Raw genomic sequence first — 21,116 nt, forward strand, 5'->3', positions numbered from 1 at the left:
GACGCGACTACTCGACCGAGAATTCCGGCTTGAAGCCGTCCGGCGCCAGCGAGGAATCTCGGTCGAAGCTGTTCACGTTGTTGGAGTCGATCACGTAGAGCGCCGGCCCGACGTGCTTCTGGAACTCCTTGCCTTCCAGGATGCGAACCGCCTGATCGACGGCGACCCGGCCCTGGATGACCGCGGAGTCGGTCGGCGCCGCCAGGATACGACCGCGCTTGATGCCTTCATAGACGCCCGGGGTGAAGTAGTAGGAGAGGATCTTCACCTTGTCCTCGAGGCCGCGGTCGCGGACCAGCTGCATTGCCGCTTCCGCCGTGACCGCGGTGCCGACGATGTAGTTGATGTCGGGATGCGCGGTCAGCGCGTCTTCCAGAAGCGCCAGCTGGGCTTCCTTGCCGGTGTCACCGTATTTGGTGTCCACCACCTCGATCGCGCCCGCCTTCACGGCCTCGGTGAAGCCGGTATTGCCGGCCTCGACCCAGCCGGCGCCCGCGGGTCCGGGAAACCAGGCGACCTTCGCCGCGGTGCCGCCCTTCGGGTGCAGCTTCACCAGGTATTCGCCGGTCTTGCCGCCCATTTCGCCGAAGGAAACCAGCGATTTGGCCGAGAGCTTGTCGGAGGAGATGCCGTTGATCACGTCGATCACCGGGATCTTCTTGTCGGCGAGCTGGCCGACCAGGCCGTTCAAGCCGTCGAAGGAGATGGCGCCGATGATCACCGCCTGCGCGCCGCCGGCGACGCAGTTCTCGATCTGGCTGATCTGCTTGTTGAGCTCGGTGTAGCCGCCGGCTTCCAGCACCTGCATCGAGACGCCGGTGCGCTTGGCCTCGGCGATCACGCCGTAATCGACCGCCAGCCAGTAGTCGTCCTTCATATGCGGGAAGGAGACGCAGAGCTTGTGCTTCGCCGCGGCCTTCTCGACCGGGACGTAATCCATCGAGTGCCGCGCACTCGCCATGTCGAAGCTGTCCCAGACCTCGATTTTGTAAGGGTACCAGTCGGCCGCCAGCGCGACGGCGCTCGCCGAAACCAGGACAGCGGCACCCGCTGCCAATTGCAGTGAGAATTTCATGTTCGACTCCCTTGCCCTTCCCTGTGGGGACACGCGTCCCCATGACCCGGCTGCCTTTGCCGGAATCCGTCGCGGCGTTGTGCACCGCCGCATTTGTCACGATTTGGCGGGACCGGCTGGATATTTGTAAAGGGCGATATTTTGAAATAGGATTTCGGAAAATCCGAAACCTCGAACGAGCGGCGCGGCGCGGCTTTTCCGCGCTCGCCGGGGTGAGTCTGGAATGAGTTTAAATCTCCGTCAGATCCGTTATTTCGTCGCGGCCGCCGAAGCCGGCAAGGTCGTCGCCGCGGCCTCGGCGGTCGGCATCTCGCCCTCGGCGATCACCGAGGCGATCCAGGATCTTGAGGAAACCGTCGGCACGCCCTTGGTCACGCGCCATCGCGACGGGATCAGGGTGACCTATGACGGCTACGTCTTCCTGCAGCATTGCCGGAACATTCTCTCGGCGCTGACCGCTGCGACCTCGGCGGTGGGCCAGCACCGGCCGCGCGTCGCCGGCCGTTTGTCGATCGGCGTCACCATCACGGTTGCCGGCTATTTCCTGGCCGCACCCCTGGCGCGGTTCCGGCGCAGCTTCCCGGAGGTCGAAGTCACGATCCGGGAGCTCGGGCGCAATGTGATCGAGAGGCAGCTGGCGCAGGGCCAGCTCGATATCGGTATCGTGCTGGTTTCGAACCTGGAGCATGGCGACGCGCTGGAGACGCAGACCCTGGCGAAATCTCGGCGGCGGCTTTGGACCGCTACCGGCCATCCGCTGCTTTCGAAACCGCGCGTGACGCTGAAGGATGTCGCCCGGGAGCCCTATATCCAGCTCTCGATCGACGAGGCGGCGGCCACCACCCTCACCTATTGGTCCAAGTACAAGCTGAAGCCCAATGTCATCTTCCAGACCGATTCCGTCGAGGCGGTGCGCAGCCTCGTCGCCACCGGCACCGGCATCACGATCTTGTCCGACATGGTCTATCGGCCCTGGTCGCTGGAAGGCGACAAGCTGGAATCCCGCGAGATCGCCGCGGCAATTCCCACCATGGATGTCGGCTTGGCCTGGTCGCGCCAGGCGACACGGCCCGCGCCGGCGCAGGCCTTCATCGAGTTCTGCCGGATGGAATTCCTCTCCGGCAATCCGCGCTCGATGACTCTTTGAGAGACGACTGCGCCGCAGCATTGGTTCGGCGTTGACTCGCTCTCGCCTGAATCGATAGCGTTCTGCGTCTGCTGGTATGATAGGTAGACCAGGAATGCTTTCGGGGGCTCGCTACCCAACGGTGCGGCGGCGCCGGCTCTATGAGGATGTCGCCTCGGGGCTGGAGGCGATGATCCGCGACGGCGCGCTGTCGCCCGGAGATGCCCTGCCCTCCGAACGCGAGCTCACCCAGCAATTCGGCGTCGGGCGGACCGCGGTGCGCGAGGCCCTGTTCCACCTGCAGAAGCTGGGCGTCATCGAGCTGAAATCCGGCGAGCGGGCCAAGGTCACGCGCCCGACCCCCGAAGTGATGATGGAAGGCCTGGCGGGCGCCGCGCGCCACATGCTGGCCGAGCCCGACGGGGTGCGGAAGTTCCAGGATGCGCGCACCTTCTTCGAGATCGGCCTGGCGCGGCATGCGGCGAAACACGCGACCGAATCCGATATCCGGGCGCTGGCCGACGCGCTCGACCACAACCGGCAGTGCATCGGCGACCTCGCCAAGTTCGAGCGGAGTGACGTGGCGTTTCATTACGTGCTGGCGCTGATTCCGCAGAATCCGATCTTCACCGCCATGCATTCGGCGATCGCCGAGTGGCTGGTCGAGCAGCGGCATGTGACGCTCGCCTATCCGGGGCAGAACAAGATCGCCTACCGCGCCCATAAGGCGATCTACGAGGCGATCGCCGCGCGCGACGCCGACCGCGCCGAGCGGGTGATCAAGGCGCATCTCGACCAGGTCTCCAGCGCCTATTGGCGCGCGGTCACCGAGAACGGCGGGGAGACGCGGAAGTGAGCTTCGTGATCGTCGTCGATTTCAAGGTGAAGCCGGGCCAGATGGCCGCCTTCCGCAAGCTGATCGACGACAATGCGCGCGCTTCCGTGCGCGACGAGCCGGGCTGCAGCCGCTTCGACGTCTGCGCCGACCGCAAGGATCAAGAGCGCATCCTGCTCTACGAAATCTACGACGATCGCGCCGCCTTCGATGCGCATCTGAAGACCCGGCATTTCGCGGTCTTCAACGAGGCGAGTGGGCCGCTGGTCGCCGACAAGACCGTCGCCGAATACGACCTGGTCTGCGAAGGATCAGCCGCGTAAGCGGCCAAGAAATCCGGCGTCAAACGACGCTGAAAAGGGAGGGATGGATCATGAGCGACCGCGGCCTCAAGGCCATGGCCGGCAAGAAGAAGGCGAAGTTCGGGCATTTCGTCGTCGAGTTCGCGACCCCGGGGATCGGCCATATCCTGAAATCCGCCGGCTGCGACTTCGTGCTGTTCGACCTCGAGCATTCCGGCTTCGGCTTCGAGACGGTGAAGAGCGCGCTGCGCTATTTCGAGGCGGCCGATCTGCCCGCGATCGTGCGCGCGCCGTCGAAGGAATATCACCACATCGCCCGCGCCTGCGACATGGGCGCCGAGGGCGTGATGCTGCCGATGGTGAGCGGCGCCAAGGAGGCGCGGCATATCCTCGACTGCATGAAATACACGCCGGACGGCAAGCGCGGCGTGGCTCTGCAGGTGGCGCATGACCGCTACCGACCGGGCGCCGTGAGCGATAAGTTCAAGGCGGCCAACGCCCGCACAACCCTCTTTTGCCAGATCGAGACCGCGGAAGGCGTCAAGAACGCCGACGAGATGGCGCGGATGGACGGCGTCGATTGCCTCTGGGTCGGGCATTTCGACCTCTCGGTCTCGCTGGGGATTCCGGGGCAGTTCGACCATCCGAAATTCCTGAAAGCCATCGACACCGTCGCCAATGCCACCGCGAAGCACGGCAAGTCGCTGGGCCGCCTGGTGCCCAATGTCGAAACCGGTATCGAGCTCAGCTCGCGTTGGGGTTTCGACTTCATCTGCTATTCCGGCGACGTCTGGGTGCTGCACAACGCGCTGCAGGAGGCGGTGGCCAAGCTCCGCGCCGGCTGCAAGGGGAAGAAGAAGAAATGACGGCTCCTTTCCGCGTCGCGCTCTCCGGCGATTTCAAGAAGGCGGATGGCTCGCCGACCTTCCCGGATTTCGACGTCCAGCCGCTGATCAATACGAAGAATGTCGAGGTGGCCTATATCGGCGCCGACAGCCCGTTGAAGGCGGAGGAACTGGCGGATTTCGACGCGCTGATCCTGCTGGTGCCGCGTTTCGGCAAGGAGAGCATCCATCCCAATGGCCGGCTCTCGGTCGTGGCGCGATTCGGGGTCGGCTATGACAGCGTCGACGTGCAAGCCTGCACCGAGGCCGGGATCGCTCTGGCGATCACGCCGGATGGCGTGCGGCGGCCGGTCGCGGTCTCGATCATCGCCTTCATGCTGGCGCTGACCGGCAAGCTGCTGATCAAGGACCGGCTGACCCGCGAAGGCCCCGACGGCTTCAACCGCCGCGGCCAGCATATGGGCGTCGGCCTTGTCGGCCGGACCCTGGGTGCGGTCGGGATCGGCAACATCGGCGCCGAGCTCTTCCGGATGGCCAGGCCCTTCGACATGAAGTTCATCGCCCACGATCCTTTCGCCGACAAGGCCGTCGCCAAGGAGTTGGGCATCGAGCTGGTCAGCCTGGAGGACGTGTTCCGCCGGTCGGATGTCCTTTCGGTCAACTGCCCGCTGACACCGGAGACGCATCACCTGGTGAACGCCGAACGCTTGGCGCTGATGAAGCCGACCGCCTATCTCATCAACACAGCGCGCGGGCCGATCGTCGACCAGAAGGCGCTGACCCAAGTGCTGCAGGAGCGGAAGATCGCCGGCGCCGGGCTTGACGTCTTCGAGGTCGAGCCGGTGCCGGCCGACGAGCCGCTCCTGAAGCTGGACAACGTGATCGTGGCACCGCACGCTCTGTGCTGGACCGATCAGTGTTTCGCCGGAAACGGCGCCGCCGACGTGAAGGCGGTGCTGGACGTGATGAAGGGCCAGGTGCCGCGCGGCGTGGTCAATCGCGCGGTCCTGGATGATCCGCGCTTCAAGGCGCGGCTGGAGGCATTCAAGGCCCGCTACGGCGCTTGAAGACGCCGACAGGCCTTTTGAGGGGAGAATCTCGCCGCAGCGATAAGCGGCGCGATCGCGGCGGACGCAGGCGCGTCTCGCCAAACACTGGGAGGGTGCTATGAGTCTCGTCAAGAAGATGACATGGGCGGGCGCCGTTGCGGGCCTCGCTCTCGCGGCCTGGTCGCAGGCGGCCAGCGCGCAAAGCGCAGCCGAGACCGCGGTCAAGGCGGCGCAGCAATACAAGGGCACGACCATCAACATCGTCTGGGAAGCGGGCCTGCAATCGCTGGACCCGAAGAACTTCTCCGGACCCTTGTGGGAGAAGCTCACCGGCATTCACGTCAACGTGGTCGAGGTGCAGACCGCGGAGATGTTCACCAAGATCATGCAGGAATACCGCGCCGGAACCGGCGCCTATGACGCCTTGAACGTCATCCCGGCCTGGATGCCCGACCTCGCGCAGGCGGGCGCGCTCGAAGTGCTCGATCCCTATGTCGAGAAATACGGCTACGCAAAAGAGCTCGAGACGATCGCGCCGATCTATCGCGACAACCAGATGAAGGTGAACGGGAAGATCTACGGCTTCCCGGACGACGGCGACGTCTTCGTCATGTACTACCGCAAGGACATCTTCGACGATCCGAAGAACAAGGAAGAGTACAAGGCGAAGACCGGCAAGGATCTCGCCGTGCCGACCAACTGGGCGGATTTCGCCTCCGTCGGCCAGTTCCTGACCGACAAGCTGCAGCCCAACACCTACGGCGCCGCGTTCTTCCGCCAGCCACCCTACACCATGTTCATGTTCGAGGAGCGCTTCCGCACCGAAGGCGGCAAGTTCTTCGACGCGGACACGATGAAAGCGACGATCAACTCGGATGTGGGCGTGAAGGTCCTCACCGACATGCGGAACGAGAACAAGTTCATGCCGCCGGGCGTGGAGCAGTTCGGCTTCGTCGAGAACCTGGCCGCCTTCATGGCCGGGCAGACCGCGATGACCATCTCCTGGCCGCCCTATGGCCGCTGGGCCGCGGGCTACGGCACGGACGAGGAGGCGCTGAACTGGGTGCCGAAATCCACCATCGCCGGCAAGGTCGGCTACGCCCTGCCGCCGGGAGGCCATCCGGAGCTGGCCGCGGGCTTCGCGCTCTCGGTCGCCTCGACCTCGAAGAACAAGGACGCCGCCTATCTTTTCATCCAGTGGCTGAACTCGGAAGAGATCAGCAATCAGCGGGTGAAGCTGCCGACCGCGCTGCGCGATCCGTTCCGGACCGCGCAGTACACCGATCCCGGCTATCTGGCGCTCTGGCCCGATGCCAAGGATTACCTGAAGACGCTGAAGGACGCCTCTGAAGTCGGCCTGCTGGACCTCTCGCTGTTGCAGACCGACAAGTACGAAGAGGTGCTGCGCCAGTCGATCGGCAAGCTCTGGGCCGGCGAAGACCCGAAGGCGATCTTGGACAAGGCCGCGGCCGATTGGGACGCGATCACGGCCGAGATCGGCGTCGACAAGCAGAAGGCGGTCTACGCGGATTGGGCGGCGAAGTCCGGCGCCTATCCGAAGTGATCGTCTGAGTTTTGAATTGATGCAGCGAGTCTGCGGCACCCCCACCCCAACCCTCCCCCGAAGGCGGGGGAGGGAGTTTAAACGAGCCCTCCCCCATCTTTGGGAGAGGGTTGGGTGGGGGTGCCGCCGCTCGAACGCATCAAGCAAAGTCGCATCATGACCACCACCATCGACTCCGCCGCGCCGACCCGCGCGCCGGACCGGCATTTCAAATACTGGATCATCGCGCCGGCGATCTTCCTGCTGCTGCTGGTCGGCCTGTTTCCGCTGATCTACTCGCTGATTGTCAGCTTCCAGCATCTCACCATGACCGAGGCCGACACTTCCTTCGTGGGCCTGAAGAACTACGCGCATCTCTTTGTCGACACCCGGCTCTGGGAATCGCTGCTGCACACCTTGATCATCACGGTGATTGCGCTGCCGCTGGAGCTCATTTTCGGCATGCTGATGGCGCAGCTCTTCCTCGAGCCGATGCCGGGGCGGCAGGTCTTTGTCTCGCTGCTGATGCTCCCGGTGGTGATCTCGCCGATCGTGGCGGGTGCCATCTGGCGGCTGCTGCTCGACAACCGCTATGGTCCGATCAACCAGATCCTCGGCTGGTTCGCCGGCCAGCCGGTGACCCTGCTCTGGAACATCAACCCGAACCTGGTCTACCCGGCGATCATCTTCTGCGAGATCTGGCAGTGGACGCCGTTCATGTTCCTGATCCTGCTGGCCGCGCTCTCCAATGTCGACAAATCGCTGACCGAGGCAGCGGAGATCGACGGCGCCGGCTATTGGCGGGTCTTCGTCAAGATCGTGTTGCCTGCGATCTGGCCGGTGATGGCGATCGCGCTTCTGATCCGCGGCCTCGATCTCGTCCGCATCTTCGACATCATCTGGTCGCTGACCTCGGGCGGCCCTGGCACCATGACCGAAACCATCTCGATCTACACCTATGTCCAGGGCTTCCAGCAATTCGAGACCAGCTACACGGCAGCCATCGCCTTCCTGGTCATCGCGCTGCTGACGGTGATCGTCACCTGGGCGATCCGGCGCATGGGGCTCGCGAAATGAGCGCCGTGGAGATGCGTCCGCTGATGCAGCGCCCGGCCACCCGGCTGGCAATTCGCTATGCGATCGCCATCCTGCTGACGGTGCTGTTCGTCTTTCCGATCTACTGGCTGTTCATGATCTCGTTCAAGACGCCGGCCGAGATCTTTGCCTTCCCGCCGAAATGGTATGCTTCGCATTTCCAGTTCGGGAACTATGTCGGGCTGTTCAAGGACGGCGACGCAGTCTCGGTGCTGAACAGCCTGATCCTGGCCGGCACCAGCACGGTCATCGCCATGGTGCTCGGCACCATGGCCGCCTACAGCCTGGTGCGATTCAAGACCGGCGGCGAGAATCTCGCGGTCTGGATCATCTCCCAGCGCATGGTGCCGCCGATCGCGATCATCTTCCCGGTGTTCCTGCTCTACGTTTTCTTCGGCTGGGTCGATACCTATCACGGCCTCATCATCCTCTACACCGCCTTCAACCTGCCCTATGTGATTTGGATGATGCGCGGCTATATCGAGGACATCCCGCTGGAGCTGGAGGAGAGCGCGCTGGTCGATGGCTGGACCCGCTGGCAGGTGTTATGGCGCGTGGTGTTCCCGATGGCGCGGACCGGCCTGTTCGCGACTGCGGTCTTCACCTTCGTCTTCGCCTGGAACGACTTCATCTTCGCCCTGGTGCTGACCCGCACCGAGGTCATCACCTATACGGTGCAGGTCACGCATTACTTCGGCGGCCAGTCCAACTTCTGGGCCAAGATCGCCGCCATGTCGGTGCTCGGCACCGCACCGGTCTTCGTCGCAGTCGCCTTCATGCAGCGCTACCTGGTGCGCGGCATCTCGATGGGCGCGGTTAAGGGATAGCCATGTCCGATCTCAAGATCACCAAGCTCCACAAGCGCTACGGTCTGGTGCCCGCCGTGCGCGGCATCGATCTCGAGGTGCCGTCGGGCGAGTTCACCGTGCTGGTCGGGCCTTCGGGCTGCGGCAAGTCCACCTTGCTGCGCATGATTGCCGGTCTGGAGGACATCACCGAAGGCATGATCGAGATCGGCGGGCGCGTGGTCAACCACGTCCGGCCGCGCGACCGCGACATCGCCATGGTGTTCCAGAACTACGCGCTCTATCCCTATATGAACGTGTTCGAGAACATCGCCTTCGGCCTGCGGGCGCGGAAGACGCCGAGGGACGAAATCGAGAAGCGCGTCCGCCGCGCGGCGGAGATGCTGGCGATCACCAACCTGCTGGACCGGCTGCCGCGGCAACTTTCCGGCGGCCAGCGCCAGCGGGTTGCGATCGGCCGCGCCATCGTGCGCAATGCCAAGCTGTTCCTGTTCGACGAGCCCCTGTCGAATCTCGACGCCCAGCTTCGCGACGAGATGCGCTCGGAGATCAAGCGGCTGCACCAGGAGCTGGGCACGACCATGATCTATGTGACCCATGACCAGATCGAGGCGATGACCCTGGCCGACCGGATCGTGCTGCTGAAAGACGGGCTGATCGAGCAGGCCGGGACGCCGCTCGACCTCTACGAGCGGCCGGCGACGCGTTTCGTGGCGGGATTCCTGGGCTCGCCGAAGATGAACTTCATCCCGGCGGAATATGTGCGCGACGGTTCGAGTGCCGCGGTGAAATTCGTCGACGGTTCCACCCTCGCGCTGCGCAGCGGGCCGGATGTCGCCAACCACCCGGTTGTCTTCGGCATCAGGCCGCAGCATTTCAGCCGCGATCCCGGCAGCCTCTCCGGCCAGGCCGTCAAGGTGAAGGCGACGGTCGAGCTGTTGCAGCCGACCGGCTCCCGCGCTTTCATCACCTTCCCGCTGGGCGGCATGGCCGTCATGGCGGAGCTGGCCAGCCATGACGTGCAAGGCCCCGGCGAGAGCCTGGACCTCTATATGGATATCGGCCGGGCCGTGTTGATCGACCCGGTGACCGGCCGGGTGCTCTGAAATCCGAGGAGAAGAAGATGGCCGCCGCGAAACTCTCTCGCAACATCAGGCTGACCGGCACGGAATCGGTCGATCCCAAGAGCAAGACCCTGCGCGCCGGCGCCTTGAGCGTCGAGTTCGGCAACGGCGCGCTGCGCTACATTCGGGTCGGCGATGTCGAGGTGATCCGCGCCATCGCCTTCCTGGTGCGCGACCGGAACTGGGGCACCTTCAGCCCCGAGATCAGCAATCTGAAACTCAGCCAGAAGAAGGACGGCTTCGCGGTCCGCTATCACGCCCGCTGCGGCGACGCTTCGGCGACCATCGCCTATGACGCGACCATCACCTGCAACGCGGCGGGCGACCTCGATTTCGAGGCGACCGCGACGCCGGAGCAGGACTTCACCACCAACCGCACCGGCTTCGTCGTGCTGCACCCGCTGAAGGGCGTCGCCGGATTCCCGGTCGAGGTCGAATACACCTCGGGCAAGAAGCAGAAGAGCAAGTTCCCGGCGCTGGTCAATCCCGCCTGCCCCTTCACCGACATCCGCGCGCTGAAGCATAAGGTGATGGACGGACTTTCTGTCACTTGCCGGATGGAAGGCTATGCCTTCGAGATGGAGGACCATCGCAACTGGTCCGACGCCTCGTTCAAGACCTATGTACGGCCGCTGGGCGAACCCTGGCCGTACACCATGCCGGCGGGCAAGTCCTTCACCCAGAAAGTCTCGCTGCGCTTCACCGGCAAGATGCCGCGGCCGAAGAAGGCCGGGGCGGCGAAGAAGATCGACGTGACGCTCGGCCGTGCCGGCGGCGCGATGCCGGAACTGGGCGTCGCCGTGCCGATGGAAGAAGCGGCCGCATCCGTTGCAGCTGCGGGTGCGATCAGGGCGGCGGGGCCGAAGCATCTGGTCTGCCATGTCGATGCCCGCGAGTCGGATATCATTGGGCCGATGCGGAACTTCAAGCGCCTCGCCGATGCGACCGGCGCCGCGGTGATCCTGGAAGTGCTGCTGCCGGGGAAGGCGCCGGCGGAGCAGGAACTGGCACGCGTGGCCGCCGCCGCGAGAGAGGCGGGCATCAAGCCGGTTGCGGTCTCGACTTCGCCGGCCGTCGATCTCAAGGGGACATTGCCGGGCAGCAAATTCCCGGACGCCCCCAGCTTCGCCGAGCAGGCGGCCGCGGTGAAGAAGCTCTTCCCCGGTTCGCATGCCGGCGGCGGCATGTTCTCCTTTTTCACCGAACTCAACCGCAAGCGGCCGCCGGCGGGGGTGCTGGATTACGTGACCCATACGACCAGCCCGATCGTCCATGCGGCCGATGACGTCTCGGTGATGGAAACCCTGGAAGCACATCCCTATCAGATCAAGACCACGCGCAGTTTCATGGGCAAGACGCCCTATCACCTCGGCCCCAGCACGATCCCGGCGCGCAACAACCCCTATGGCGCCGCTTCGGTCGACAACCCGAACAACGAGCGGGTCTGTCTCTCCAAGATCGACCCGCGGCAGCGCGGCATCTTCGGCGCGGCCTGGAGTGTCGGCTATCTGAGTGCCTGGGCCAAGGGCGGGGTGCAGGTGGTGACTCTCGGCGCCACCACCGGTCCGGCGGGCATGGTCTACGCCAAGACCGCGCATGCGCAGCCCTATTTCGACGATCTCAAAGGCACGGCGGTCTATCCGGTCTATCACCTGATCAAGGATTTGGCGGCGGCGGACGGGGCGAAGCTGATCGCGACCGAGATCGGCGATGTGGGCAAGGTCGCGGCGCTCGCCTACAAGGGCAAGGCCGGCCCGGTGCTCTGGCTGGCGAACTTGACGGCACAGCCGCAGACGGTGAAGGTCTCGGGCTTCGACGGTGCGGCCGACATGGTGGTGCTCGACGAAGGCAGCTTCGTGAAGGCGACGACGGACTTGGCCTTCCTCGCGAAATCGGGCAAGAAGAACAAGAAGGTCGGCACAGTCGCCCTTCGTCCCTATGCCGTGACCCGCATCGCCGCAACGAAGTAATGCCCCTTATCCTCGGCTGTATCGCCGACGACCTCACCGGCGCGACCGATCTCGCCAACACGCTGGCGCGGCGCGGCATGTCCGTCGTGCAGACCATCGGCGTTCCTGCGCCCGGCACGGCTTTGCCCGATGCCGAAGCGATTGTGGTCGCGCTGAAGTCGCGCACCATTCCGGCGCGGGAAGCCGTCGCACTCTCGCTGCAGGCCTGCCGATGGCTCAAGACCGCCCGCGCGCGGCAGTTCTATTTCAAATACTGCTCGACCTTCGATTCGACCGACAAAGGCAATATCGGCCCGGTTGCCGACGCGCTGGTCGAGGAACTCGACGCCGGTTTGACCACGGTATGCCCGGCTTTCCCGGAGACCGGGCGCACCATCTATATGGGCCATCTCTTCGTCGGCAACCTGCTGCTGTCGGATTCGCCGATGCAGCACCACCCGCTGACACCGATGAAGGATGCGAATCTCGTGCGCGTGCTGTCGCGCCAGACCCCGGCGCGGGTCGATCTGGTGCCGATCACCACGGTCCGCCAGGGCGCCTCCTCGATCAGCGCCAGCTTTGGTTACCTCACGCGCAAGCTGGTACGCTATGCCGTCGTGGATGCGATCGAGGACGAGGACCTGATGACCCTCGGCGCCGCCTGCGCCGAGATGAAGCTGGTGACCGGCGGGTCGGGCGCGGCAATCGGCCTGCCGGCGAATTTCCGCCAGGCAGGACTGATCCCCGCGCGCGAGGCCGTAGCGCCCTTGCCCAAGGTCGGCGGCCTCGGTGCGGTGGTCGCGGGCAGCAGCTCGCAGGCGACCATGGGCCAGATCGCGACGATGCGCGCGCAGCATCCCGCCTTGGCGCTGGAACCGCTGAAGCTCGCCGAGAATTTCGAGCAGGGCGTCGCGACAGTGCTGGACTGGGCGAAGGCGGAGCTCCGGCGCGGCCCGGTTCTGGTCCATGCCGGCGGCACGCCGCAGGAGGTCAAGGTCGTGCAGGACAAGCTCGGCCGCGAACGCGCCGGCGAATTGGTCGAGCAGGCGCTGGCCCGGATCGCGCAAGGCCTGGTCGAAGCCGGCGTGCGGCGGCTGGTGGTCGCGGGCGGCGAGACCTCTGGCGCGGTGGTGCAGGGCCTGGGCGTGAAGGCGCTGCAGATCGGCCCGCAGATCGATCCCGGCGTGCCGGCCTGCCTCGCCATAGGAACCCCGCAATTGGCGCTGGCATTGAAGTCGGGGAATTTCGGCAGCGAGGACTTCTTCGTGAAGGCGCTGGAGGCGCTGCAATGAGTGAGGAGAGCAAGGCGCGCGACTCGCTGGCCGCTTTCGGCCGCTCGATGTTCGAGCGCGGGCTTTCCTTCGGCAGCGCCGGCAATCTCTCGATGCGGATCGACGGCGGCTGGCTGATGACGCCGACCAATGTCTCGCTGGGACGCCTGGATCCCGCGCGGCTTTCCAAGCTCGACGACAACGGCAAGCATGTCGGCGGCGACGCGCCGACCAAGGAGAGCCTGCTGCATATCGCGATGTACGGCGCGCGCAAGTCCGCCGGCGCCGTGGTGCATCTGCATTCGACGCATTCGGTCGCGGTCTCGGTGCTGGACGGGCTCGACCCCGACGATGCGCTGCCGCCGATCACCGCCTATTACGTAATGCGGGTGGGCAAGCTGAAGCTGCTGCCCTACTTCCCGCCGGGCGACCCGACCCTGGCCGATGCGGTCGGCGCGGTCGCCGCGGAGCATTCCAGCGTGCTGCTCGCCAACCACGGCCCGATCGTCGCCGGCACCTCGCTCGAGGCTGCGGTCAACGCGATCGAGGAGCTCGAGGAGACCGCCAAGCTCTATCTGCTGCTGCAAGGCCATGCGACCCGCTTTCTCAGCCGGGAACAGGTCGCGGCTTTGGTGGCGAAGTATCCGATTCCGTAACCAAGAGCGCGCAGCTTTCTCCAGTTGGGACCAGATCGCCGGGTCAAGCCCGGCGATGACGAGGAAAACGAAATGCCCCGCTTAGCCGCCAATCTTTCGATGATGTTTCCCGAGCATGAGTTCCTGGACCGCTTCGCGGCGGCGCGCAAATGCGGATTCGAGGCGGTGGAGTTTCTGTTTCCCTATGCGTATTCCAAGAAAGAGATCGCCGCGCGCCTGGCCGGCGCCGGCTTGCAACAAGTGCTGTTCAACACCGCGCAAGGCGATTGGGAGAAGGGCGACCGCGGCATCGGCGCCGTGCCGGGTCGGGAGGCGGAGTTCCGCGCGGCGATCGAGGAAGCGCTCGACTATGCCGATACGCTGGATTGCCCACGGCTGCACGTGATGGCGGGTCTCACTTCGGCCGGTGCCAATCTCGATACTTTTGCTGCCAATCTCGCCTGGGCGGCGCCGATCGCGAAGCAGGCGGGCGTCCAGTTGATGCTCGAGCCGCTGAACCCGGTGGATTTTCCGGGCTATGCGAACAGCAGCATCGACACCGCCTTGCAAACCATGGCGAAGGCGGCGTCGGACAATGTGTTCCTGCAATACGATGCCTATCATCTGCAGATGAGTCAGGGAAAGCTGTTCCAGACTTTCCGCGAGCATCAGAGGATCATCCGCCATGTGCAAATCGCCGGCGTGCCCGGCCGCAACGAGCCGGATTCGACCCAGGAGATCAATTTCCCGGCCTTGTTCACCCTGCTCGACGAGCTCGGCTATGCCGGCTGGGTCAGCGGCGAATACCGGCCGCGTGGCAAGACCACCGACGGACTCGGCTGGGCGAAGCCCTGGCTCAAGGCCTGATTGGATTCAGAGGGACGCAATATTCGGAGTGCCGCGTCGCGCGGCGGCGCCTAGGTGTTTCCGCAAGGAGACGTCATGCCGAAGCAAATCGTCGACCGTATTGCCGGACTGAATTGGGATGGCATCGCCGCCGATTTGGATGCGCGCGGCAATGCCACGACGGGGCCGATTCTCACCCCCGAGGAATGCGCCGGGCTGGCCGCGCTCTATGACCAGGAGGGCCTGTTCCGCAGCCGCGTCGTGATGGCACGGCATGGCTTCGGCAGCGGCGAGTACAAATACTTCGCCGCACCCTTGCCCGAGATCGTCGCTGCCCTGCGCACATCTCTCTACCCGCATCTGGCCGGGACGGCCAACCGCTGGCAGGGGCTGACCGGCGGGAACGCCTATCCCGCACGGCACGCCGATTACTTGAAGCTCTGCCATGCCGCCGGCCAGGCACGGCCGACCCCTTTGCTGCTGAAATACGAAACCGGGGACTACAACTGCCTGCACCAGGATCTCTATGGGGACCTCGCCTTCCCGCTTCAGGCGACCATCCTGCTGAGCGACCCGGACCATGACTTCAGCGGCGGCGAGTTCCTGCTGACCGAGCAGCGGCCGCGCATGCAGTCGCGCGGCGAAGCCCTGGCTCTGCAGCAAGGCGAGGCGGTTGTGTTCGCGGTCAACCAGCGACCGATCCAGGGGAAGCGCGGCATCTACCGGGTGACGCTGCGCCATGGAGTCAGCCGGGTGAAGAGCGGCCGGCGCTTCACCCTCGGCATCATCTTCCACGATGCCCGGTAACCCGCGACCTTTGGCCCAGGTGCATCGTCGCGCGATATAGAGTAGCATCGACGCCATGACCGAGATTCAGATCGGTGGCCGACGCTATAGCGGTCCGGCCTTTTTCAGCTTCGCCTTTCGGCCGTTCTTCTTCAGCGGCGCCTTGTTCGCGGGCATCGCCATTCCGGCTTGGGCATGCCTCTTCACCGGGCAGCTGGTGATCGCCGGCGATCCTCTGCGCTGGCATGCCCATGAGATGCTGTTCGGCTTCCTCGGCGCCATCATCGGCGGCTTCCTGCTCACGGCAATTCCGAACTGGACCGGGCGGCTGCCGGTCTCCGGCGCGCCGCTCGCCGGATTGCTGGGACTGTGGCTGCTGGGTCGTTTCGGCGCGGCGCTGCAGGCGACCGGCGTGATCTCGCCGGAAACCGGGATCGTGCTCGACCTGCTCTACTGGCTGGCGCTTTCGGGCACGGCCTTCCGCGAGGTCATCGCCGGCAGCAACAAGCGCAACCTGCCGGTGGTGGCGATGATCGCGGGCTTCGCTCTCGCCGACGTCGTCTCCTTCCTGCCCGATTGGACTTCCGTCGATCCGATGCTGGGGGTGCATCTCGCCATCGCGCTGGCCGCCACCCTGATCTCGCTGATCGGCGGGCGGATCACGCCGAGCTTCACCCGCAACTGGCTCGCCAAGGAGAAGGGCGAGCCCTTTCCGGCACCCTTCGGCCTGATCGACAAGGCCGCGGTCGCGGCAACGCTGATCGCCATGCTGGCCTGGGCCATCTTCCCGGAGGCGGCCTGGGCCGGCGGCCTGCTGCTGGTCGCCGCCGTGATCCAGGCGATCCGGCTGGCGCGCTGGCAGGGGCAGCGGACTCTCCAGGAGCCGCTCGTCGTCATCCTGCACCTCGGCTACCTCTGGCTGGTGGTCGGGCTGCTGGCCCTGGGCGCTTCGGCCATCGCGCCCGAGCGGATCATGGCGACGGCGGCGCTGCATGCGCTGACCGCGGGCGCCGTCGGCACGATGACCCTGGCGGTGATGACGCGGGCCAGCCTCGGCCATACCGGCCGGCCGCTCGTGGCCGACCGCGGCACCCAGGCGATCTATGCCCTGGTCATTCTCGGCGCCATCATCCGCGTTCTCGCCCCCTGGCTGCCGACCGATTATCCGGAGACCGTTGCCGTGGCGGGCCTGCTCTGGGCCGGCGGATTCCTGCTCTTTGCGGTGAAGTACGGGCGGTATCTGTTCTCGGCCCGCGCCTAGGGTTGCCTGACCCCGCCGGTTGGGCTAGTTCCTGCGCCAAGCAACGCCAGGAACGGAACCCACCATGACAAGCCAATGCCGCCGGCTGGACGGCCGCTTCGCCCTGATCACCGGTGCTTCGCGCGGGATCGGGCGCGCCATCGCCGAGCGCTTCGCCGCGGAAGGCGCCACCGTCGCCATCAACTATGCCGGCTCGAAGGCCGCCGCGGAGGATGTGCTGGGATCGGTGCAGGCGATCTCCGCCGAGAGCGGCTTCGCAGGCCGCCAGCATCGCGTCGTCCAGGCCGATGTCGGCAAGGCCGAGGCGATCGAGGCGATGTTCACGGACGTGCTCGGCGCCTGGGGCAAACTCGACATCCTGGTCAACAATGCCGGCATCCAGACCGAGGCGCCGAGCGAATCCTACCCGCTCAGCGATTACGAGCGGGTCATCGCCGTGAACCTCACCGGCGCCCTGCTCTGCTCCCAGGCGGCCTTGCGGCACTTCCTCGGCCGCAAGCGCGGCGTGATCCTCAACTGCTCCAGCGTGCATGAGATCATCCCGAAGCCGGGCTATATCGCCTATTCGATCAGCAAGGGCGGGATGGAGAACATGACCCGGACGCTGGCGCTGGAATATGCCGACAAGGGCATCCGGGTGAACGCAGTCGGGCCGGGCGCGGTCGATACCGACATGAACGCGCGCTGGATCAACGACCCGAAGATGCGGGCCGACGTCGAATCGCATATCCCGATGGGGCGGTCCGCATCGGCAGAAGAGATGGCTTCGGTCTTCGCCTTCCTGGCTTCCGACGATGCCAGCTACATCACCGGCCAGACCATCTTCGCCTGCGGCGGGCTGACGCTGTTCGGCGACTTCAAGAAGAACTGGTCGTCTTAATTGGAATCGTCATGCCCGGGCTTGACCCGGGCATCTGGTGCCATTGGGCGCGAGATTGCCGGGTCAGGCCCGGCAATGACGAGGAGAATAATTAGCGAAGCATCCGCTTCACCGCGGTCGCGACGCCACGCAGTTCCGCAAGACCGCGCAGCCGGCCGATGGCCGAGTAGCCGGGGTTCACCGACTTGTCGATGTCGTCCAGCATCTGGTGGCCGTGATCCGGGCGCATCGGGATTTCCTTGTCGTCGCGGCCGATGCTCTCGCGCTTCTTCTCTTCCTTCAGAACCTCGGTGATGACGCCGACCATGTCGACATCGCCGTCGAGGTGGTCAGCCTCAAAGAAGCTCTCCGGGTCGTCCTCCCGCTTGGTGGCGCGCAGGTGGAGGAAATGGATGCGCGAAGCAAACTCTTTCGCCATGGCGACGAGATCGTTGTCGGGCCGCACGCCGTAGCAGCCGGTGCAGAAGGTGAGGCCGTTGTTCGGGCTGTCGACCCGGTTCAGGATCCAGCGCGCGTCCTCTTGCGTGCTGACGATACGCGGCAGGCCTAAGAGCGGGCGCGGCGGGTCGTCCGGATGGATGGCAAGCCGCACGCCCGCTTCCTCCGCGATCGGCGTCATCGCATCGAGGAACTCACCCAACCGGTCGCGGAACTCGTCCTTGGTGACGCCGCGATACTTGTCGAGCGCCGCGCGCAGCATCTCGATCGTATAGCTCTCCTCGGCGCCGGGCAGACCGGCGATGATGGTGCGGGTCAGCTTCTCGCGCTGGTCCGGGGTCATCGCCTCGTAGCAGAGCCTCGCGGCTTCGATCCGTTCCGGTGTGTATTCCGCGGCGGCATGCTGGCGCCGCAGGATGAAGAGGTCGAAGGCGGCGAACTCGTTGGCGTCGAAGCGCAGCGAGAGCGAGCCGTCCGGCATCTTGTAGAAGAGATCGGTGCGGGTCCAGTCGATCACCGGCATGAAATTGTAGCAGACCGTGTCGATGCCGTTGGCGGCCAGGGCGCGGATCGACTGGCCGTAGGCTTCGAGATGTTTCTTCCAGTCGCCGGTCCGGGTCTTGATCTCCTCGGAGATCGGGATGCTTTCGACCACCGACCAGCGCATGCCGCCGGCCTTCACCTCGGCATTGCGCCTGGCGATGTCGTCCACAGCCCAGGCCGTTCCGTTCGGCACGTGATGCAGGGCCGTCACGATGCCGGTCGCCCCGGCCTGCCGCACATGCTGCAACGGCACCTTGTCCTTCGGCCCGAACCAGCGCCAGGTCTCTTCCACTGAAACTACTCCGTACTTACCAGGGCATCAGCCCCATTTGCCTCTTGCCGAGCTCGGTGAGGTCGGCAGGCGTCGCGCGGCCCTCGAAATCGACCTCGTAGTCCTCGGCCGAGAAGTCGGGCGCGCTCCGGCCGGTGAGGAAGGCGTCCTTCTGCTTCTGAAGATAGGCAGCGTTCTTGGCGCAGTAGGGCGCGGCGGCGATGTAGATCACGTTGCTGTAGCCCTGGCCGCGATGCTCGTCCTCGACCGCATGCACGATGTCGGGATGCCAGAACACGGTGTCGCCGGGCTCGACATGCGGGATCGAGGACAAAGCCGGGGTGAGCAGCGGGTGCCATTCCGGCTCGATCGAGAAGGCGCGCGCCGGCTCGGCGCCGCAGAGCATGTCTTCCGGCACGTCATCCATCAGCGGGCGCAAAAGCAGGTAGACCATCGCCTTGGTGATCGGCATGACCTGGAGCGTGCCGTCGTTGGGACCCTGCGGGGTCAGTGCGGTCCAGCCCTGGAAGCTGCGGAACATGCTGCAGACCGCGGGCGACGGGATCTCGTCGGTCTCGGCGCGGCCGGCGCCGTCGAAAGGCTCATAGGCGCGCCAGTTGCCGGAGAAGACATGGCGAAAGACATGCTGATACTCGTCGTCCAGCCACCGCTCGACCGAGCCCGCATCCATATGCGGCGAGAGGCCGAGGGTCTTGTCGCCGGGCTCGCGACGGCGGATGCGGTCGGCATAGAGCGTCTCGCGGTCGGGATCGAAGTATTTCTTGCCCTCGCCCTCGAATTTCCACAGCCGGTTCATGAAGGCGCGGGTGCGCGCCGAGTGCGGATGGGTGCGGGCCTGCATCTGCGGCTTCGACCAGTAGATGCCGAAGATCTGCGGCTTGTCGGATTTCAGCTTGCTGAAATACTCGTCCTTCACCTTCGGCGCCGGGCGGCGCTCGGTATAGCGATTCTTCGCGAGATACTCCCCGAGCTCGTCGTTCCAGGCGATGGCTTCGGCCTTGGGATAGACACCGCGCACCACGGCGACGCCGCGGCGACGCAGCTCCGCCTTGGCCGCCTCGGTCACCTTCTCATCGATGATGTCCTGGTATTCGATGATCGGCACGGTGTTGCCGCCCTTGACGCGGGCATTGGCCACGACCTCGACCTCGCGTTTGAGGTCGTCCTCGACCTCGGCCATGATCTTCTTAAGATCCGGAAGCTTGGCGCGCATGGCCCGCTTCGTGGTCTTGATGCTCTCGCCGATATTGTCGATGCGAATGTTCAGCATGTCTCACCTCACCTGAGGAATGCGCGTCAACCGATCCGGTTGCCGCTGGCGGGATCGAACAGGACCGCCTTGTCCATATTGAATGCGAAATGCGCGACCTGGCCCGGCCGCAAATCCGTATCGGCGCGCATCCGGGCCGTGATTTCCTGCCCGGCAATCCGGGTCACCACGAAGGTGTCGGAGCCGGCCGGCTCGACGATCTCGACCGGCGCGTCGACGCCGGCCACGGTCCTGGCGTTGCGATCGATGCTTTGGAGATCGCCGACCGCTTCCGGCCTGACCCCGAGGATGACCGCATCGCCGTCCCTGAGTAGGCCGATATTGGCGCCGGTCGGCGCCGCCAGGGTGACCGGCGGCGCACCGTCGGCCGCGAAGGCGATTGCGGCACCGCTGCCGTTCTTGACCACGCGGCCTTTCAGCAGGTTCATCGACGGCGAACCCATGAAGTCCGCGACGAACAGGTTGGCCGGCGTGTTGTAGATCTCGCTCGGGCTGCCCACTTGCTGCACCTCGCCGTCCTTCAGCACGGCGATGCGGGTCGCCAAGGTCATGGCCTCGATCTGGTCGTGGGTCACATAGACGGTGGTGGTGCCAGTCTGCTGGTGCAGGCGCTTGATTTCGACCCGCATGTCGATCCGGAGCTTGGCGTCGAGATTCGAGAGCGGCTCGTCGAACAGGAAGACGCGCGGCTGGCGCACCAGCGCCCGGCCCATGGCGACGCGCTGGCGCTGGCCGCCGGAGAGCTGGCTGGGGCGCCGGTCGAGCAGATGCTCGATCTGCAAGGTCTTGGCGACGCTCGCCACCGCCTTGTCGCGCTCGTCCTTCGGTACCTTCCGCATTTCCATGCCGAAGGCGATGTTTTCCGCCACCGACATGTTGGGATAGAGGGCGTAGGACTGGAACACCATGGCGATATCGCGCTTCGAAGGATGCAGGCCGTTGACCGGCTGCCCGTCGATCAGGATCTCGCCGGCGCTGACCGACTCCAGGCCGGCGATGGTGTTGAGCAAGGTGGACTTGCCGCAACCGGACGGGCCGACCAGCACCAGGAAGCCGCCCTTGTCGAGCGTCAGGTTGATGTTCTTCAGGACATCCACCGCGCCGAAGCGCTTGCTCAGTCCGTTGATCTCCAGAGCCGTCGCCAT

At 65.2% G+C, this 21,116-nt stretch carries 21 protein-coding genes; 17 read left to right on the forward strand and 4 right to left on the reverse strand.

Annotation, left to right across the window (positions count from 1 at the left end; all coding sequences use genetic code 11):
• Positions 1 to 7: 7 nt before the first annotated feature.
• Positions 8 to 1,075: a TMAO reductase system periplasmic protein TorT gene (torT, locus tag ACYQ4T_RS15090; RefSeq protein ID WP_459855627.1), complete on the reverse strand. Its 1,068-nt coding sequence runs from the start codon at positions 1,073 to 1,075 to the stop codon at positions 8 to 10.
• Between the two features lie 41 nt (positions 1,076 to 1,116).
• On the opposite strand from torT, the gene ACYQ4T_RS15095 reads away from it, so the two are divergent.
• The 17 genes from ACYQ4T_RS15095 (at position 1,117) to ACYQ4T_RS15175 (ending at position 17,428) form a co-directional block, all read left to right on the forward strand.
• A complete protein-coding gene (locus ACYQ4T_RS15095; RefSeq protein WP_459855629.1) occupies positions 1,117 to 1,302 on the forward strand; it encodes a hypothetical protein in 186 nt (61 codons plus the stop codon).
• On the forward strand, positions 1,299 to 2,222 hold the full coding sequence (locus ACYQ4T_RS15100) for a LysR substrate-binding domain-containing protein (RefSeq protein WP_459855631.1): 924 nt from the start codon (positions 1,299 to 1,301) through the stop codon (positions 2,220 to 2,222). Before ACYQ4T_RS15095 ends, ACYQ4T_RS15100 begins: the two co-directional genes overlap by 4 nt.
• 94 nt (positions 2,223 to 2,316) lie before the next feature.
• Positions 2,317 to 3,057: a transcriptional regulator NanR gene (gene nanR / locus ACYQ4T_RS15105; protein ID WP_459855633.1), complete on the forward strand. Its 741-nt coding sequence runs from the start codon at positions 2,317 to 2,319 to the stop codon at positions 3,055 to 3,057.
• The gene (locus tag ACYQ4T_RS15110) at positions 3,054 to 3,359 is read left to right on the forward strand and encodes a putative quinol monooxygenase (protein ID WP_459855635.1); all 306 of its coding nucleotides are present in this window, start codon (positions 3,054 to 3,056) and stop codon (positions 3,357 to 3,359) included. Before nanR ends, ACYQ4T_RS15110 begins: the two co-directional genes overlap by 4 nt.
• 50 nt (positions 3,360 to 3,409) lie before the next feature.
• On the forward strand, positions 3,410 to 4,204 hold the full coding sequence (locus ACYQ4T_RS15115) for an HpcH/HpaI aldolase family protein (protein ID WP_459855638.1): 795 nt from the start codon (positions 3,410 to 3,412) through the stop codon (positions 4,202 to 4,204).
• Positions 4,201 to 5,250 (forward strand): NAD(P)-dependent oxidoreductase, encoded by a 1,050-nt coding sequence (locus tag ACYQ4T_RS15120; protein WP_459855640.1) that lies wholly within the window; start codon positions 4,201 to 4,203, stop codon positions 5,248 to 5,250. Before ACYQ4T_RS15115 ends, ACYQ4T_RS15120 begins: the two co-directional genes overlap by 4 nt.
• Positions 5,251 to 5,350: 100 nt before the next feature.
• Positions 5,351 to 6,796 carry an ABC transporter substrate-binding protein gene (locus ACYQ4T_RS15125; protein ID WP_459855642.1) on the forward strand — a complete coding sequence of 482 codons (1,446 nt, stop codon included), beginning with the start codon at positions 5,351 to 5,353 and terminating at the stop codon, positions 6,794 to 6,796.
• A gap of 156 nt (positions 6,797 to 6,952) precedes the next feature.
• Positions 6,953 to 7,852, forward strand: coding sequence for a carbohydrate ABC transporter permease (locus ACYQ4T_RS15130; RefSeq protein WP_459855644.1), 900 nt, complete (start codon positions 6,953 to 6,955; stop codon positions 7,850 to 7,852).
• Positions 7,849 to 8,697 carry a carbohydrate ABC transporter permease gene (locus tag ACYQ4T_RS15135; RefSeq protein ID WP_459855647.1) on the forward strand — a complete coding sequence of 283 codons (849 nt, stop codon included), beginning with the start codon at positions 7,849 to 7,851 and terminating at the stop codon, positions 8,695 to 8,697. Before ACYQ4T_RS15130 ends, ACYQ4T_RS15135 begins: the two co-directional genes overlap by 4 nt.
• Positions 8,698 to 8,699: 2 nt before the next feature.
• On the forward strand, positions 8,700 to 9,782 hold the full coding sequence (locus tag ACYQ4T_RS15140; RefSeq protein ID WP_459855650.1) for an ABC transporter ATP-binding protein: 1,083 nt from the start codon (positions 8,700 to 8,702) through the stop codon (positions 9,780 to 9,782).
• Between the two features lie 17 nt (positions 9,783 to 9,799).
• Positions 9,800 to 11,770 carry a hypothetical protein gene (locus ACYQ4T_RS15145; protein ID WP_459855653.1) on the forward strand — a complete coding sequence of 657 codons (1,971 nt, stop codon included), beginning with the start codon at positions 9,800 to 9,802 and terminating at the stop codon, positions 11,768 to 11,770.
• Positions 11,770 to 13,041 (forward strand): 3-oxo-tetronate kinase, encoded by a 1,272-nt coding sequence (gene otnK / locus ACYQ4T_RS15150; RefSeq protein ID WP_459855656.1) that lies wholly within the window; start codon positions 11,770 to 11,772, stop codon positions 13,039 to 13,041. The genes ACYQ4T_RS15145 and otnK overlap by 1 nt, the downstream gene beginning before the upstream one ends.
• Positions 13,038 to 13,676, forward strand: a complete 639-nt coding sequence (gene otnC, locus ACYQ4T_RS15155; protein ID WP_459855658.1) for a 3-oxo-tetronate 4-phosphate decarboxylase — start codon at positions 13,038 to 13,040, stop codon at positions 13,674 to 13,676. Before otnK ends, otnC begins: the two co-directional genes overlap by 4 nt.
• Before the next feature lie 72 nt (positions 13,677 to 13,748).
• The gene (otnI, locus tag ACYQ4T_RS15160) at positions 13,749 to 14,522 is read left to right on the forward strand and encodes a 2-oxo-tetronate isomerase (RefSeq protein ID WP_459855660.1); all 774 of its coding nucleotides are present in this window, start codon (positions 13,749 to 13,751) and stop codon (positions 14,520 to 14,522) included.
• Between the two features lie 75 nt (positions 14,523 to 14,597).
• Entirely contained in the window at positions 14,598 to 15,308 is a 711-nt protein-coding gene (locus tag ACYQ4T_RS15165) for a 2OG-Fe(II) oxygenase (RefSeq protein ID WP_459855663.1), read from the forward strand.
• Between the two features lie 55 nt (positions 15,309 to 15,363).
• Positions 15,364 to 16,548 (forward strand): NnrS family protein, encoded by a 1,185-nt coding sequence (locus ACYQ4T_RS15170; protein ID WP_459855666.1) that lies wholly within the window; start codon positions 15,364 to 15,366, stop codon positions 16,546 to 16,548.
• A gap of 64 nt (positions 16,549 to 16,612) precedes the next feature.
• The gene (locus tag ACYQ4T_RS15175) at positions 16,613 to 17,428 is read left to right on the forward strand and encodes an SDR family oxidoreductase (RefSeq protein ID WP_459855668.1); all 816 of its coding nucleotides are present in this window, start codon (positions 16,613 to 16,615) and stop codon (positions 17,426 to 17,428) included.
• A 91-nt stretch (positions 17,429 to 17,519) separates the two neighbouring features.
• Here the strand turns inward: ACYQ4T_RS15175 and uxuA are convergent, their stop codons facing one another.
• The 3 genes from uxuA to ACYQ4T_RS15190 are packed head-to-tail and all read right to left on the reverse strand — an operon-like array spanning position 17,520 to position 21,116.
• A complete protein-coding gene (gene uxuA, locus ACYQ4T_RS15180) occupies positions 17,520 to 18,701 on the reverse strand; it encodes a mannonate dehydratase (RefSeq protein WP_459855671.1) in 1,182 nt (393 codons plus the stop codon).
• Between the two features lie 16 nt (positions 18,702 to 18,717).
• On the reverse strand, positions 18,718 to 19,971 hold the full coding sequence (locus ACYQ4T_RS15185; RefSeq protein ID WP_459855674.1) for a DUF1479 domain-containing protein: 1,254 nt from the start codon (positions 19,969 to 19,971) through the stop codon (positions 18,718 to 18,720).
• 26 nt (positions 19,972 to 19,997) lie between these two features.
• A complete protein-coding gene (locus ACYQ4T_RS15190) occupies positions 19,998 to 21,116 on the reverse strand; it encodes an ABC transporter ATP-binding protein (protein WP_459855676.1) in 1,119 nt (372 codons plus the stop codon).

The sequence above is a fragment of the Dongia sp. agr-C8 genome (assembly GCF_054658695.1).